General features: G+C 72.2%; 12 protein-coding genes. 10 read left to right on the top strand and 2 right to left on the bottom strand.

From position 1 onward, the window contains the following. Positions 1-37: 37 nt before the first annotated feature. A complete protein-coding gene (cobT, locus tag ACFYQ5_RS16135) occupies positions 38-1,159 on the top strand; it encodes a nicotinate-nucleotide--dimethylbenzimidazole phosphoribosyltransferase (protein WP_389197935.1) in 1,122 nt (373 codons plus the stop codon). A 39-nt stretch (positions 1,160-1,198) separates the two neighbouring features. On the opposite strand, the gene ACFYQ5_RS16140 is transcribed toward cobT, so the two are convergent. Next, the gene (locus tag ACFYQ5_RS16140; RefSeq protein WP_389197936.1) at positions 1,199-1,972 is read right to left on the bottom strand and encodes a hypothetical protein; all 774 of its coding nucleotides are present in this window, start codon (positions 1,970-1,972) and stop codon (positions 1,199-1,201) included. An 87-nt stretch (positions 1,973-2,059) separates the two neighbouring features. On the opposite strand from ACFYQ5_RS16140, the gene ACFYQ5_RS16145 reads away from it, so the two are divergent. The 8 genes from ACFYQ5_RS16145 (at position 2,060) to ACFYQ5_RS16180 (ending at position 13,579) form a co-directional block, all read left to right on the top strand. Further along, the gene (locus ACFYQ5_RS16145) at positions 2,060-2,842 is read left to right on the top strand and encodes an adenosylcobinamide-GDP ribazoletransferase (protein ID WP_389197937.1); all 783 of its coding nucleotides are present in this window, start codon (positions 2,060-2,062) and stop codon (positions 2,840-2,842) included. A gap of 174 nt (positions 2,843-3,016) precedes the next feature. Next, a complete protein-coding gene (locus ACFYQ5_RS16150) occupies positions 3,017-4,567 on the top strand; it encodes a leucyl aminopeptidase (RefSeq protein ID WP_389197938.1) in 1,551 nt (516 codons plus the stop codon). Between the two features lie 345 nt (positions 4,568-4,912). Then, a complete protein-coding gene (gene lpdA, locus ACFYQ5_RS16155; RefSeq protein WP_389197939.1) occupies positions 4,913-6,301 on the top strand; it encodes a dihydrolipoyl dehydrogenase in 1,389 nt (462 codons plus the stop codon). 56 nt (positions 6,302-6,357) lie between these two features. After that, positions 6,358-8,154, top strand: a complete 1,797-nt coding sequence (gene sucB / locus ACFYQ5_RS16160) for a 2-oxoglutarate dehydrogenase, E2 component, dihydrolipoamide succinyltransferase (RefSeq protein ID WP_389197940.1) — start codon at positions 6,358-6,360, stop codon at positions 8,152-8,154. Positions 8,155-8,301: 147 nt separating this feature from the next. After that, entirely contained in the window at positions 8,302-8,925 is a 624-nt protein-coding gene (locus ACFYQ5_RS16165) for a GntR family transcriptional regulator (RefSeq protein ID WP_389197941.1), read from the top strand. 267 nt (positions 8,926-9,192) lie between these two features. Beyond that, positions 9,193-11,862, top strand: a complete 2,670-nt coding sequence (gene aceE, locus ACFYQ5_RS16170; RefSeq protein WP_389197942.1) for a pyruvate dehydrogenase (acetyl-transferring), homodimeric type — start codon at positions 9,193-9,195, stop codon at positions 11,860-11,862. Positions 11,863-12,005: 143 nt separating this feature from the next. Beyond that, entirely contained in the window at positions 12,006-12,974 is a 969-nt protein-coding gene (locus ACFYQ5_RS16175) for a helix-turn-helix transcriptional regulator (RefSeq protein ID WP_389197943.1), read from the top strand. Between the two features lie 83 nt (positions 12,975-13,057). Next, positions 13,058-13,579, top strand: coding sequence for a DUF4240 domain-containing protein (locus tag ACFYQ5_RS16180; RefSeq protein WP_389198279.1), 522 nt, complete (start codon positions 13,058-13,060; stop codon positions 13,577-13,579). Positions 13,580-13,597: 18 nt separating this feature from the next. Here the strand turns inward: ACFYQ5_RS16180 and ACFYQ5_RS16185 are convergent, their stop codons facing one another. Next, positions 13,598-14,116: a GNAT family N-acetyltransferase gene (locus tag ACFYQ5_RS16185; RefSeq protein ID WP_389197944.1), complete on the bottom strand. Its 519-nt coding sequence runs from the start codon at positions 14,114-14,116 to the stop codon at positions 13,598-13,600. A 54-nt stretch (positions 14,117-14,170) separates the two neighbouring features. On the opposite strand from ACFYQ5_RS16185, the gene ACFYQ5_RS16190 reads away from it, so the two are divergent. Next, positions 14,171-15,070: a TIGR01777 family oxidoreductase gene (locus tag ACFYQ5_RS16190; RefSeq protein ID WP_389197945.1), complete on the top strand. Its 900-nt coding sequence runs from the start codon at positions 14,171-14,173 to the stop codon at positions 15,068-15,070. The last annotated feature ends 142 nt before the right edge of the window (positions 15,071-15,212 follow it).

A 15,212-nucleotide genomic window follows, 5' to 3' on the forward strand; every position in this document is an offset into this window, starting at 1 on the left:
CCTGCCCACCCTGTGACGACCCGCGAGGCAGATCCCCGTGAATCTGGACGACTTCTCCGACCTGATCGAACGCCCCGACGGGGGCGTACGGCGTGATGCCGAGGAACGACGGGAGCGGCTCACCGTTCCCGTCGGCGCACTCGGGCGGCTCGACGAGCTGGGTGAATGGCTGTCGGCAGCCCAGCAGTCGGTCCCCGTCAGGGCGATCGAGCGGCCGCGCGTCGTGCTGTTCGCCGGTGACCACGGCGTGGCGGAGCTGGAGGTGTCCGGCCGGGCTGCCGGGACCGCGCACGAGCTGGTACGCGCGGCGCTGGACGGCGCGAGCCCCGTCGCCGTGCTGGCCCGCCGCTTCTCCGTCCCCGTGCGGATCGTGGACGCCGGCCTGGACTGCGACCCGGAGCTGCTGCCCGAGGCCGTCGTACGCCACCGGGTGCGGCGCGGCAGCGGCCGGATCGACGTCGAGGACGCGCTGACGGCCGAGGAGGCCGAGCAGGCCGTACGGCTCGGGATGCGCGTCGCCGACGAGGAGGCCGACTCCGGCACGGATCTCGTGGTGCTGGGTGATCTGAGTGTCGGCGGTACGACGGCGGCCTCGACGCTGATCGCCGCGCTGTGCGGCACGGACGCCTCGGTGGTCACCGGACGCGGCGGTGCGGGCATCGACGACCTGGCGTGGATGCGCAAGTGCGCGGCGATCCGGGACGCGCTGCGGCGGGCCCGGCCGGTCCTCGGTGACCAGTTGGAGCTGCTGGCCACCGTGGGCGGCGCGGACCTCGCGGCCATGACGGGATTCCTGCTGCAGAGCGCGGTGCGCCGGATGCCCGTGGTGCTGGACGGCGTGGTCTCGGCGGCCTGTGCGCTGGTGGCCCAGCGGGCGGCGTTCCGGGCCCCGGACTGGTGGCTGGCGGGTCAGCTCAGCGGGGAGCCGGCGCAGCTGAAGGCGCTGGACCGGATGGCGCTGACCCCGCTGCTGGAGCACGGGGTGACGGTGGGTGAGGGAAGCGGGGCCCTGCTGGCGCTGCCGCTCGTCCAGGCCGCGGCCGCGCTGGCGGCGGAACTGCCCGAGCGCGCACCGGAGCCCGCCGAGAAGGAAGCTGAGCCAGCAGAGGCAGCGGAGGAGCCGTCCGAGGACACGGCGCCCGCGGACACGACGGCCTGAGCATCTGAGGCACCGCCGCCGGAGCCCGGCGGCGGTGCCTCAGGTTCCGTCGCCCGGGCGGGGACCCGGCAGCGGGGTCCTGTCCGGGGCCCCGCCGATCAGGTCCTGGAACCTGCGTCGCGGCCGCGCCCAGCGCACATCGTGGTGGTACGCCCTCAGCACCGCCTTGGCGCGGGCCCGGTGGCGGCGGCGGTAGAACCGCTTCGCCCACGGCGAGGCCGGCCGCGCCAGCCGGAGCGCGCCGATCATCGCGATGAACGGGACGAGGGTGCCGATCACCGCCATCCGGGCCTTGCCCTTGAACAGGGCGATCAGCACGAAGCCGAAGTTGAGGACGTAGGTCAGGACGACCCCCAGCCGGTTCTGCTGCTGCTCTCCGCTCAGCTGGTCCACGCCCAGCGGTGCGAAGCCGGCGAGCACGAGCAGGACGAGCGAGGCGGTGAGGACGACGACCTCCACGCTCTGGCGGCCCTCCTCGGTCCAGTACACGTCGTCGAGGTGGAGGATCAGCGCGAACTCGTCGAGGACCAGGCCGGCCCCCATCCCGAAGACCACCGCGAGGATCCCGGCTGCGACACCGCGCTGACCGCAGGCGACCGCCCCGAAGCCGCCGACCACCGTGAGCACGACACCGGGCACCACGTGGTGGACGTGCACACCGCCGGGCGCGATGTTGCGGAACGGCCCCTTCCCGGCCCTGATCATCCGGGTGATCATCCGGGTGATGGCGAAGGTCAGCACGAAGGCGCTCAGGGCGAGCAGCAGCGGGAGTTTGCCCGGCTCGACGATGTCGTGATGGAACCAGTGACCCATGCCACCTCCGCCCGTGGAACCGCCTTCGCGGCTTTTGGGTTACTTTGCCCAATCTGACGCGCTGCCGCACCGGCTAGCCTGCGCGCGGTGACCTCCCTGAACAGCCACGGCCTGCGATTCGCCTTCGGCACCCTGACCGCGCTCCCCGTCCGCGTCTCCCGCTGGGACCGTGGGACCGCTCGCGCCGGCATGCTGTGCGCCCCGCTCGCCGGACTCGCCGTGGGGCTGCTCGCGGCCGTCCCCGGAGTGCTGTTCCTGCTCGGCGGGTCGGGGCCCCTGATGGCGGCGGTCGCCTCCGCCGCCCTCCCCGCCGCGCTGACCCGTGGGCTGCACCTGGACGGTCTCGCGGACACCGCCGACGGGCTGGGCAGCGCCAAGCCCGCCGCAGACGCGCTACGGATCATGAAGCAGTCGGACATCGGCCCGTTCGGTGTGATCACCCTGCTGTTCGTGCTGCTGGCGCAGGTCGCGGCTCTCCACGAGCTGTACGGCCGCGGCTGGGCGGACGGCGCCCTGGGCACGGTCGCCGCCGCCGTCACGGCCCGGCTCGCGCTCACACTGGCCTCGCGGCGCGGCGTCCCGCCCGCCCGGCCGGAGGGCCTCGGCGCGGCGGTCGCGGGCACCGTCCCGCCCGGCGGCGCGGCGGCCGTGGCCGGCGCGGTGGTCGTGTGCTGCGCGGGGGCGGGCGCGCTGCTGGGCGGCTACGGCTCCGCGCCGCACCTCGCCCTCGCCGCCCTGGCGGGCCTGGGGGCCTCAGAACTGATGCTGCGTCACTGTGTCCGGCGCTTCGGCGGGGTGACGGGCGACGTGTTCGGTGCGCTGGAGGAGACGGCCGGCACGGTGGCCCTGCTGGCGCTGTCGCTGAGCTAGGACCGAAGCCCGAGACCCTGGGGCCGTACCCGGACGGCCCGCCCCCGTGAGCCGGGGACACGGGCGCGCGTAGGCTCGTCAGCGGCGCATTGCGGCGACATCTACGATGCGCCGGGCACGGTCGGCCCACCCCTCGACCGGCACATCACTCAACGGAAGCGAGAATTCACCACCGTGACTGCTCTCACTCTCAGCACCTCAGGTGCGGCGACGCTGCGCGCCGACGCACTCGTCGTCGGTGTCGCCAAGGGCGCCGGGTCCAAGTCCGGGGCCCTGGTCGTCGCACCGGGCGCCGAGGCCGTGGACAAGGCGTTCGACGGCAAGCTCGCCACCGTCCTGGTAACCCTGGGCGCCTCCGGTGCCGAGGGCGAGGTGACCAAGCTCCCCGCCCCGTCCGGTCTCAAGGCCCCCGTCGTCATCGCGGTCGGGCTCGGCCCGGCCCCGGCGAAGGGTGACGCGTACGACGCCGAGGCGCTGCGCCGGGCCGCGGGCAGCGCCGCACGTGCGCTGAAGGGTTCGAAGAAGGCCGGTTTCGCGCTGCCGACGGAGTCCGCCGAGGACGCCGGGGCCATCGCGGAGGGCGCCCTGCTGGGCGCGTACGCCTTCACCGCCTACCAGGGCGGCGAGAACAAGCTCGCTCCCAAGGGCGCCAAGTCCGACGCGAAGCTTCCGCTCGCCGAGATCGCCCTGCTCGGTGCCAAGCCTCGCGACAAGGCCTTCAAGGCGGCCGCCGAGCGCGCCGTCGCGGTCACCGAGGAGATCAACCGGGCCCGTGACCTGATCAACACCCCGCCGAACGACCTGTACCCCGAGTCCTTCGCCGCCGTGGCCACCGCGGTCGGCAAGGAGCACGGCGTCAAGGTGCAGGTCCTGGACGAGAAGGCGCTCGTCAAGGGCGGCTTCGGCGGTCTGCTCGGCGTCGGTCAGGGCTCCACGCACGGCCCGCGCCTGGTCAAGCTGTCCTACACCCACCCCAAGGCGGAGAAGACGCTCGCCCTGGTCGGCAAGGGCATCACCTACGACTCGGGCGGCATCTCGCTCAAGCCGGCCGGGCACAACGAGACGATGAAGTGCGACATGAGCGGTGCCGCCGCCGTGTTCGCCGCCGTCGTCTCCGCCTCCCGCCTCGGCCTCCGGGTCAACGTCACCGGCTGGCTGGCCCTCGCCGAGAACATGCCGTCCGGCAACGCCACCCGCCCCGGTGACGTGCTGCGCATGTACAGCGGCAAGACCGTCGAGGTCCTCAACACCGACGCGGAGGGCCGCCTGGTCCTCGCCGACGCGCTGACCCGCGCCTCCGAGGAGAAGCCGGACGCGATCGTCGACGTGGCGACCCTGACGGGCGCGATGGTCCTGGCCCTCGGCAACCGCACCTTCGGCGTGATGGCCAACGACGACGCCTTCCGTACGTCGATCCACGAGATCGCCCAGGAGGTCGGCGAGGCCTCCTGGCCGATGCCGCTCCCCGCCGACCTGCGCAAGGGCATGGACTCCCCGACCGCCGACATCGCCAACATGGGCGAGCGGATGGGCGGCGGCCTGGTGGCCGGTCTCTTCCTGCAGGAGTTCGTGGGCGAGGGCATCGCCTGGGCGCACCTGGACATCGCCGGCCCGGCCTTCCACGAGGGCGCGCCGTACGGCTACACGCCCAAGGGCGGCACCGGTTCCGCGGTCCGCACCCTGGTGCGGCTGGCGGAGCGCACCGCGGACGGCGACCTCGGCTGAGTCCCGGAGCCGGGGCCCACGCGTGGACCCCGCGCGCCAGGTCCACTCACGGCGTGGACGGCCCCGGGCATACGTCCGGGGCCGTAAGCGTTCACTCCGGTGGCTCCGACCGGCGTTTTTCCGGAAATCTGCGCACACCGGTAACCACCCGGCCAGGATCTTCGTCCGGCCCGGAGCGGGGGCCCGCGTCTCGTTCGCCCGCAACAAGTGCGAAGATGGGTTCTCGGCAGGACAGGGCCCCCACCACAGGGCCGAATAACGCAAGCGGCCGAACACCAGCCGACCGGCCGGTCACACCCCAGCGACGGGGCCCGGCATACGGCGCACATGCATGGAGGACGTGACGTGGCGAACGACGCCAGCACCGTTTTCGACCTAGTGATCCTCGGCGGTGGTAGCGGCGGTTACGCCGCGGCCCTGCGCGGAGCTCAGCTGGGCCTGGACGTCGCACTGATCGAGAAGGGCAAGGTCGGCGGCACCTGCCTGCACAACGGCTGCATCCCCACGAAGGCGCTGCTGCACGCCGGCGAGATCGCCGACCAGGCCCGCGAGGCCGAGCAGTTCGGCGTGAAGGCCACCTTCGAGGGCATCGACATGGAGGCCGTCCACGCGTACAAGGACGACGTGATCTCGGGCCTGTACAAGGGCCTGCAGGGCCTCATCGCCTCGCGCAAGGTGCACTACATCGAGGGTGAGGGCCGGCTCTCGTCGCCCACCTCGGTGGATGTGAACGGGCAGCGCGTCCAGGGCCGCCACGTGCTCCTGGCGACCGGCTCCGTGCCGAAGTCGCTGCCCGGCCTGGAGATCGACGGCAACCGCGTCATCTCCTCGGACCACGCGCTGAAGCTGGACCGTGTGCCGAAGTCCGCGATCGTCCTGGGCGGCGGCGTCATCGGCGTCGAGTTCGCCTCGGCGTGGAAGTCCTTCGGCACCGACGTCACCATCGTCGAGGGTCTGAAGCACCTGGTCCCGGTCGAGGACGAGAACAGCTCCAAGCTTCTTGAGCGCGCCTTCCGCAAGCGCGGCATCAAGTTCAACCTCGGCACCTTCTTCGACAAGGCCGAGTACACGCAGGACGGCGTGAAGGTCTCCCTCGCCGACGGCAAGACCTTCGAGGCGGAGGTGCTGCTGGTCGCGATCGGCCGCGGCCCCGTCTCGCAGGGTCTGGGCTACGAGGAGGCCGGCGTCGCGATGGACCGCGGCTACGTCCTCGTCGACGAGTACATGCAGACCAACGTCCCGACGATCTCGGCCGTCGGTGACCTGGTCCCGACCCTCCAGCTCGCGCACGTCGGCTTCGCCGAGGGCATCCTGGTGGCGGAGCGTCTGGCCGGCCTCAAGACCGTTCCGGTCGACTACGACGGCGTGCCGAAGGTGACGTACTGCCACCCCGAGGTCGCCTCCGTCGGTATCACCGAGGCCAAGGCCAAGGAGATCTACGGTGCGGACAAGGTCGTCGCCCTCAAGTACAACCTCGCGGGCAACGGCAAGAGCAAGATCCTGAAGACCGCGGGCGAGATCAAGCTCGTCCAGGTCAAGGACGGTGCCGTGGTCGGCGTCCACATGGTCGGTGACCGTATGGGCGAGCAGGTCGGCGAAGCCCAGCTGATCTACAACTGGGAGGCGCTGCCGGCCGAGGTCGCGCAGCTCATCCACGCCCACCCGACGCAGAACGAGGCGATGGGCGAGGCCCACCTGGCCCTGGCCGGCAAGCCTCTCCACTCCCACGACTGATCCAGTCCCGGGGACGACCGACCACTTCCGCACATTCGTAAGGAGCAACTGAAACCATGTCGGTTTCCGTAACCCTTCCGGCGCTCGGCGAGAGCGTCACCGAGGGCACTGTCACCCGTTGGCTGAAGGCCGAGGGCGAGCGCGTCGAGGCCGACGAGCCGCTGCTCGAGGTCTCGACCGACAAGGTCGACACCGAGATCCCCGCGCCCGCCTCCGGCGTGCTCTCGTCCATCAAGGTCGCCGAGGACGAGACCGTCGAGGTCGGCGCCGAGCTGGCGATCATCGACGACGGCTCGGGCGCGCCCGCCGCCGCCGAGGCTCCGGCTGCCGAGGCACCCGCTGCCGAGGCTCCCGCCGCCGCACCTGCCCAGGAGGCTCCGGCGCCCGCCGCCGAGGCCCCTGCCGCCGAGGCTCCCGCCGCCGCTCCGGCCGGTGGTGCCTCCGGCACCGACGTCACCCTTCCGGCGCTCGGCGAGAGCGTCACCGAGGGCACCGTCACCCGCTGGCTGAAGGAGGTCGGCGAGGAGGTCGCGGAGGACGAGCCGCTGCTCGAGGTCTCCACGGACAAGGTCGACACCGAGATCCCCGCACCGGTCGCCGGTGTGCTGCTGGAGATCGTCGTCGGCGAGGACGAGACCGCCGAGGTCGGCGCCAAGCTGGCCGTCATCGGTGCTCCGGGCGCTGCCCCGGCCGCCGCTCCGGCTCCGGCCGCCCCGGCCCCCGCCGCGGCCCCGGCACCCGCCCCGGCCGCACCCGCCGCCCCGGCACCCGCCCCGGCCGCACCCGCGGCTCCGGCTCCCGCCCCGGCCGCACCCGCCGCTCCGGCTCCGGTCGCACCTGCGGCTCCCGCCCCGGCACCGGCTCAGGCCGCGCCGGCCGCCCCGGCACCGGCTGCCGCAGCTCCGGCCGCGCCCTCCGGTGACGACGGCGCGTACGTCACGCCGCTGGTCCGCAAGCTCGCCGCCGAGAACGGCGTCGACCTGGGCGCGGTGAAGGGCACCGGCGTCGGTGGCCGTATCCGCAAGCAGGACGTAGTGGCCGCCGCGGAGGCCGCCAAGGCCGCCGCCGCAGCTCCGGCTCCGGCCGCCGCCGCCCCGGCAGCCAAGGCCGCGCCGAAGCTCGAGGCGTCCCCGCTGCGCGGTCAGACGGTCAAGATGACCCGCATGCGCAAGGTCATCGGCGACAACATGATGAAGGCGCTGCACTCGCAGGCCCAGCTGACCTCGGTCGTCGAGGTCGACGTCACCAAGCTGATGAAGCTGCGGAACAAGGCGAAGGACGGCTTCGCGGCCCGTGAGGGCGTCAAGCTCTCCCCGATGCCGTTCTACGTCAAGGCCGCCGCCCAGGCGCTGAAGGCCCACCCGGTCGTCAACGCCCGGATCAACGAGGACGAAGGCACGATCACGTACTTCGACTCGGAGAACATCGGCATCGCCGTGGACGCCGATAAGGGTCTGATGACCCCGGTCATCAAGGGTGCGGGCGACCTGAACATCGCCGGCATCTCGAAGAAGACCGCCGAGCTGGCCGGCAAGGCCCGCGGTGGCGGCCTCACCCCGGACGACATGTCGGGTGCGACCTTCACCATCAGCAACACCGGTTCGCGCGGTGCGCTGTTCGACACCGTCATCGTGCCGCCGAACCAGGCGGCCATCCTGGGCATCGGTGCCACCGTCAAGCGTCCGGCGGTCATCGAGACCGAGGAGGGCACCGTCATCGGTGTCCGCGACATGACGTTCCTCTCGCTCTCCTACGACCACCGTCTGGTGGACGGCGCGGACGCCGCCCGCTACCTGACGACGGTCAAGGCGATCCTCGAGGCCGGCGAGTTCGAGGTCGAGCTCGGCCTCTGATCCTCCAGCTGTAACCAGCCTCACCAGCGGCGCCCCCGTTCGGAACCCTTCCGAACGGGGGCGCCGCCGTATTGTCTAGACACCGCCGGTCGTCTCCGGCCGCCGTGTCGGCGCCGGCAGTACCGGTTCGCCCCGAAGGAGCCCCCCATGACCCCGCCCGTCGTCCACTCGCTGCGCGAACAGATCCGCGAGCACATCGTGGAAGGAATAGTCAGCGGGCGCTGGAAGCCGGGCGAGCGGATCGTGGAGCGCCGTATCGCCACCGAGCTGGAGGTCAGCCAGACTCCCGTGCGCGAGGCGCTGCGCGAGCTGGAGACGCTGCGGCTGATCGAGTCGGCGCCCAACAAGGGCGTCCGGGTACGCAATCTCACCGCGGCCGATCTGGAGGAGAGCTACCCCGTACGGGCCGGGCTCGAGCAGATCGCGGCGGAGCTGGCCGCCCCGGCACTCGGCCAGGACTGCTCGGCGCTCACCCCGCACGTGGCGGCGCTGTACGAGGCGGACCGGCTGGCCGACGGCGAGGCGCAGGTGCGGCACACGGTGGGCTTCCACCGGGAGATGGTGCGGGCGGCCGGGAACGCCGTGCTGCTGCACACCTGGGAGGGACTGGGCATCGAGGTGTTCACGGCCCTGTCGATCCGCTGGCTGGGCACCGTGCAGAAGTCGTACGCCGAGGAGCACCAGGCGCTCATCGAGGCGTTCCTGCGGCGGGACCCACAGATCGCCGTGCTGGTGAAGGAGCACGTCCTGGGCTGCGCGCCACGCGCCTGAGACCGGGCACGAGCAGGCGCCCATCTGCGGTGCGGCCCGCTCTGCCGTGCAGGTCGGTGCCCGTTTCACCCCCTTGGTCCCGTCACCCCGTGCCCCATTTCGCGGCACCGCATGCCACTTTTCTTCATATCGAGAAGTTTTACTCTTCACCCTTTGATCGATCATCGATCGGAGACTTACAGTTCATCCGCGGGCCCACCGGCCCCATCGCCCTGTCCTGCCAGCCAGGGACTTCTCCACCCCCTCCCACTCCGGAAGGCGGCGATCATGACCGACCCCGTAGCAAAGCTTCCGAGCGAGCTCGACCAGCTCCCGGACCGCGACCCCGAGGAGACCGCCGAATGGGCGGCTTCCCTCGACGCCGTCACCAAGGCCGCGGGCCCGCACCGCGCCGCGTACCTGATGCGGCGTTCGCTCCAGCACGCTGAGGGCGCCGGCATCGCGCTGCCCAAGCTGCTGGAGAGCGATTACGTCAACACCATCCCCACCTCCGCCGAGCCCGCGTTCGACGGCGACCTGGAGATGGAATCGAAGATCACCGCGTGGAACCGCTGGAACGCGGCCGCGATGGTCACCCGTGGCGCCCGGTACGGCGTCGGCGGCCACATCGCCACGTTCGCCTCGGCGGCCTGGCTGTACGAGACGGGCTTCAACCACTTCTTCCGCGGCAAGGAAGGTGACGGCTCCGGCGACCAGCTCTACATCCAGGGCCACGCCTCGCCCGGCATCTACGCCCGCGCCTTCCTCGACGGCCGCCTCAGCGAGCAGCAGCTCGACAACTTCCGCCAGGAGTCCGGTGGCGACGGCCTGCCGTCCTACCCGCACCCCCGGCGACTGCCCTGGCTGTGGGAGTTCCCCACCGTGTCGATGGGCCTCGGCCCGCTCTCGGCGATCTACCAGGCCCGCTTCAACCGCTATCTGGCCAACCGCAACATCAAGGACACGTCGAACTCGCACGTCTGGGCCTTCCTGGGCGACGGCGAGATGGACGAGCCCGAGTCGACCGCCGCCCTCGCCCTCGCGGCCCGTGAGCAGCTCGACAACCTGACCTTCGTCATCAACTGCAACCTGCAGCGCCTCGACGGCCCGGTCCGCGCCAACTTCCGCGTGGTCCAGGAGCTGGAGGGCGCCTTCCGCGGGGCCGGCTGGAACGTCATCAAGACGCTCTGGGGCAACGCCTGGGACGAGCTGTTCCAGCTGGACACCACGGGTGCGCTGATCCGCCGCCTGCGCGAGGTGCCGGACGCGCAGTTCCAGACGTACGCGACGCGCGACGTGGCCTACATCCGCGAGCACTTCTTCGGCGCCGAGCCCGCGCTCGCCGAACTGGCGAAACTGCTCAGCGACGCCAAGATCGGGGAGTGTTTCTACAGCTCCCGAGGCGGCCACGAGGCCCGCAAGGTGTACGCGGCCTACCGCGCCGCGGTGGAGCACAAGGGCGCGCCGACGGTGATCCTGGCCCAGACGGTCAAGGGCTACACGCTCGGCAAGGGCTTCGAGTCCAAGAACGCCAACCACCAGATGAAGAAGCTGTCGATCGACGAGTTCAAGGGCATGCGTGAGCTGCTCGGCCTCCCGATCCCGGACAGCGCCTTCGCGGACGGGCTGGTTCCTTACGGTCACCCGGGCGCCGACTCCCCGGAGGTCCGCTACCTCCAGGAGCGCCGAGCCGCCCTCGGCGGTCCGGCCCCCGCCCGCCGGGTGCACCCCGTGGCGCTGCCGCAGCCCGAGGAGCGTGCCTTCAAGGCCCTGTACAAGGGGTCGGGCAAGCAGGAGATGGCCACCACCATGGCGTTCGTCCGCCTGGTGAAGGACCTGATGCGGGACAAGGAGACCGGCAGGCGCTGGGTTCCGATCGTCCCGGACGAGGCCCGTACCTTCGGTATGGAGTCGCTGTTCCCCTCGGCCGGCATCTACTCGCCGATGGGCCAGACGTACGAGCCGGTCGACCGCGACCAGCTGATGTACTACAAGGAGGCCAAGGACGGCCAGATCCTCAACGAGGGGATCACCGAGGCCGGTGCCATGGCCGACTTCATCGCCGCCTCCACGTCGTACGCGACGCACGGCGAGACGATGATCCCGTTCTACATCTTCTACTCGATGTTCGGCTGGCAGCGGACCGGCGACCAGATGTGGCAGCTCGCCGACCAGCTCGGCAAGGGCTTCATCGTCGGCGCCACGGCCGGCCGTACGACCCTGACGGGTGAGGGCCTCCAGCACGCGGACGGCCACTCGCACCTGATCGCGTCCACGAACCCGGCGTCGCTCAACTACGACCCGGCGTTCGCGTACGAGATCGCGGTGATCGTCAAGGACGGTCTGCGGCGGATGTACGGCCCCGAGGCCGAGAACGTCTTCTACTACCTGACGGTCTACAACGAGCCGAAGCAGCAGCCCGCGATGCCCGAGGGCGTCGAGGAGGGCATCGTCAAGGGCCTGTACCGCTTCAAGGAGGGCACGCCCGCCTCGGCGGACGCGCCGCGTCTCCAGCTGATCGGTTCGGGCACGGCGATCCACTGGGCCCTGCAGGCCCAGGAGCTGCTGGCCGCCGACTGGGGTGTCACGGCCGACGTCTGGTCCGCCACCTCGTGGGGCGAGCTGCGCCGCGACGCGCTGGAGTCCGACGAGGCGCTGCTCCGCGGCGAGGAGCGCGTGCCCTACGTGACCCAGGCGCTCTCCGGCGCACCGGGCCCGGTCCTCGCGGTCAGCGACTGGATGCGCGCCGTCCCGGACCAGATCAGCCAGTGGGTGGAGCAGGACTGGTCCTCGCTGGGCACGGACGGCTTCGGCCTCTCCGACACCCGCGAGGGCGCCAGGCGCCACTTCGGTGTCGACGCCGAGTCCGTCGCGGTCGCCGCGCTGGCCCAGCTGGCCCGCCGCGGCGAGATCCCGGCCTCGAAGGTCAAGGAGGCCCGGGAGAAGTACGGCCTCTGAGGGACGGGTGGCCGGACGGCTGTCTCCTCTCACACCGCAGGGCGGGCTCGCTTCGAGCCCGCCCTGCGGTCGTCCACCCCGCGCGCGCCTCCATGGGCCGGGGCGGCCTGTGGAGGCGCGGTGCGGGCACGCACAATGGCGGCATGCGTGCTGCCCGGCTGATCAAGATGGTGCTGCTCCTGCAGTCCCGGCCCTCCATGACCGCCGCCGAGCTGGCCGGGGAGCTGGAGGTGTCGGAGCGCACCGTGACCCGGGACGCCCAGGCGCTCTCCGAGGCGGGCGTGCCCGTGTACGCGGTCCGGGGCCGGGCCGGTGGCTACCGGCTCGTGGGCGGCTACCGCACCCGGCTCACCGGACTGGCCCGGCATGAGGCGGAGGCCCTCTTCCTGTCCGGGCTGCCCTCCGCGCTGCGCGAGATGGGGCTCGACGACGCCGCTTCGGCCGCCCGGCTGAAGGTCTCGGCCGCGCTGCTCCCCTCGCTCCGGGACGCCTCGCACACCGCTGCCCAGCGCTTCCATCTGGACGCCCCCGGCTGGTACCACGATCCGGCCACCCCCGAGCTGCTGCCCGCCGTCGCGGAGGCCGTCTGGGACGACCGGCTGGTCCGGGCCCGTTACCGCCGCCGGCCGGCGGGCGAGGTGGAGCGGGAGCTGGCTCCGCACGGCCTCGTCCTGAAGGCCGGGGTCTGGTACCTCTGCGCCCGGGCCGGGGAGGACTTCCGGGTGTACCGGATCGACCGGTTCACCGCCGTCACCGTGTCGGAGACCCGCTTCGTACGGGACGAGGACTTCGACCTGCCGCGCTTCTGGGAGGAACGGGCCGCGCAGTTCGCCCGGGCGATCCTGCGCGCCGAGGTGACCGTACGGCTGTCGGAGGAAGGCGTACGGCGGCTGCCGTACGCCATGGACCGGGCCGCCGTCGAGGAGGCACTGCCCGGGGCGGCCGGCCCGGACGCGGACGGCCGGCGCACGGTCGTCCTGCCGGTCGAGTCCGAGGAGGTGGCGTACAGCCAGCTCCTCGCGCTCGGGCCCGAGGTGGAGGTCCTCGCACCCGCCGCCCTGCGCGAACGTTTTGCCGATACCGCCGAACGACTGCGCGAGCTCTATCGCTGAACTGGCCCGGAAGTGATGCCGAAGGCCTCATTTCGGTGTCTGAGCGTGCGTCGCCCGCCGTCGGGGCAGATGCTGGACCCGTGATGGACGAGACGGAGTTCTGGGAGATCATCGACAGCACCCGCGAGGCCGCCGAGGGCGACCCCGAGGACCACGCCGACCTGCTCGTCGAACGGCTGGTGCGGCTCGATCCCGACTCCGTGCTGGACTTCGCCAGGCACTTCGAGGCCCGCTACAACCGTGCGTACAGCTGGGACCTGTGGGGCGCGGCGGCCGTGCTGCTGGGCGGGGCGAGCGACGACGCGTTCGACTACTTCCGATGCTGGCTGATCGGGCAGGGCCGGGAGGTCTTCGAAGGCGCGGTGCACGACCCGGACAGCCTGGCCGAGCTGCTGGACGACTTCGACGAGGACCTCGACGGGGACGGCGAGGACCTCGGCTACGCCGCCGACGAGGCCTACGAGCAGCTCACCGGGGTGGTCGCCCCCGACCTGGGGCTGCCGCCCCAGCCCACGGAGCCGGCGGGCACCCCGGTGAGCTTGGAGGACGACGCGGTACTGGCCGCGCGGTACCCCTCGCTCCGGAACCGCTTCGGCGCGGTCTGAAGGCGCCGCCCCGGCCGCTCAAGGAGCGAGCGGACGGCCCATCAGCACGTCGTCGACGTAGCGCCCGTGCAGGAAGAACTCACCGCTCAGCACGCCCTCCACCACGAACCCTTCGGCGGCGTACAGCGCGCGGGCCGGAGCGTTGTGCCCGAGCACGCGCAGCGTGACGCGGTTCGCGCCCTGGCGCCGCGCCTCGGCGAACGAGGCCCGCAGCAGGGCCCGCGCGACGCCCTGCCCGCGTGCCCGCTCGGCCACCGCCAGCCCCTGTATCTGCCGCACGTGTGCGTTGCAGGCCAGCGGGGTGGGCGGGACGATCCGGATGTACCCGGCCAGGCGTGGTCCCTCGCCCGGGCTGTCGGTCTCCGCGACGAGCACGTCCTCGGGCCGGTGCCGCTCGTCGAAGAACGGTTCGTACGGCGGCTGCGGCCTCGGCTGCACCGCGTGCAGCGTCGACCAGGTGGCCCGGTCGAGCTCCCCGAGGGCGTCGCCGTCCCCGGGCACGGCGCGGCGGACAGGGCGCAGGGGGAACGGGGCCATGGCACCACTGTGCCACGCCGCATTTCCGCGTGACCCATGGGGCAGGATGGGGCCATGCTGCGTTCCCGTATCGCCGTCAGCGGATCGTCCGGACTCATCGGAGCGGCGCTCGTGCGCTCGCTGCGCGCCGACGGGCACGAGGTGGTGCGCCTGGTGCGCCGCCCTGCCGCCACCGGCGACGAGGTGGAGTGGGACCCGAAGCGCCAGTACGTCGACGTGGCGGGCCTGGTCGGCTGCGACGCCGTCGTCCACCTCGCCGGCGCCGGAGTCGGGGACCACCGGTGGACCGAGGCCTACAAGCGGGAGATCCGGGACAGCCGGGTCCTGGGCACCGCGGCCGTCGCCGAGGCGGTGGCCTCCCTGGACACCCCACCGAAGGTGCTGCTGTCCGGGTCCGCCGTCGGCTTCTACGGCGACACCGGGGACCGTGCCGTCGACGAGAGCGCGCCGCCCGGCGACGGCTTCCTGCCCTCCGTGTGCGTCGAGTGGGAGGAGGCCACGGCTCCCGCCGAGGAAGCGGGCGTGCGCACGGTCCACGCCCGGACCGGACTGGTCGTCTCCCGGCGGGGCGGGGCCTGGGGACGGCTCTTCCCGCTGTTCAAGGCGGGGCTCGGCGGGCGGATGGGCAACGGCCGGCAGTACTGGAGCTTCATCGCGTTGCACGACCACATCGCGGCGCTGCGGCACATCCTGGACACGGAGACGCTGGCCGGTCCGGTGAATCTGACGGGCCCCTCCCCCGTCACCAACGGCCAGGTGACGGCCGCCATGGGGCGGGTGCTGCGGCGTCCGACCCTGTTCACCGCCCCGGCGCCCGCGCTGAGGGCCGCGCTCGGAGAGTTCGCCGGGGACGTCCTGGCCAGCCAGCGGGTGCTGCCCGGCCAACTTCTCGACTCGGGCTTCGTGTTCGCCTTCCCCGGGATCGACGACGCCATCCGCTCCGCACTGCGCTGACCACGGCCTCTCCCGTCGGCGGCCCGGCGCCGGGCCGCCGTGCGCACCCCGTGCACCGGTGCCCGGGGTGCGCGCGACTGCGCCTCTCTCGGCCATACACCTGGCATCGACCCGAACTCGGGCATTCCGGGGGCCTGTTGGG

Origin of the sequence: Streptomyces sp. NPDC005794, from assembly GCF_042871445.1 — a bacterium.
Taxonomy (GTDB): Bacteria; Actinomycetota; Actinomycetes; order Streptomycetales; family Streptomycetaceae; genus Streptomyces.

Coding starts and splice junctions, on each gene's coding strand:
- ACFYQ5_RS16185 (WP_389197944.1), bottom strand. CDS start 14,116: ATGGCCCCGTTCCCCCTGCGCCCTGTCCGCCGCGCCGTGCCCGGGGAC.
- ACFYQ5_RS16165 (WP_389197941.1), top strand. CDS start 8,302: ATGACCCCGCCCGTCGTCCACTCGCTGCGCGAACAGATCCGCGAGCAC.
- aceE (WP_389197942.1), top strand. CDS start 9,193: ATGACCGACCCCGTAGCAAAGCTTCCGAGCGAGCTCGACCAGCTCCCG.
- ACFYQ5_RS16140 (WP_389197936.1), bottom strand. CDS start 1,972: ATGGGTCACTGGTTCCATCACGACATCGTCGAGCCGGGCAAACTCCCG.
- sucB (WP_389197940.1), top strand. CDS start 6,358: ATGTCGGTTTCCGTAACCCTTCCGGCGCTCGGCGAGAGCGTCACCGAG.
- ACFYQ5_RS16175 (WP_389197943.1), top strand. CDS start 12,006: ATGCGTGCTGCCCGGCTGATCAAGATGGTGCTGCTCCTGCAGTCCCGG.
- ACFYQ5_RS16180 (WP_389198279.1), top strand. CDS start 13,058: ATGGACGAGACGGAGTTCTGGGAGATCATCGACAGCACCCGCGAGGCC.
- ACFYQ5_RS16190 (WP_389197945.1), top strand. CDS start 14,171: ATGCTGCGTTCCCGTATCGCCGTCAGCGGATCGTCCGGACTCATCGGA.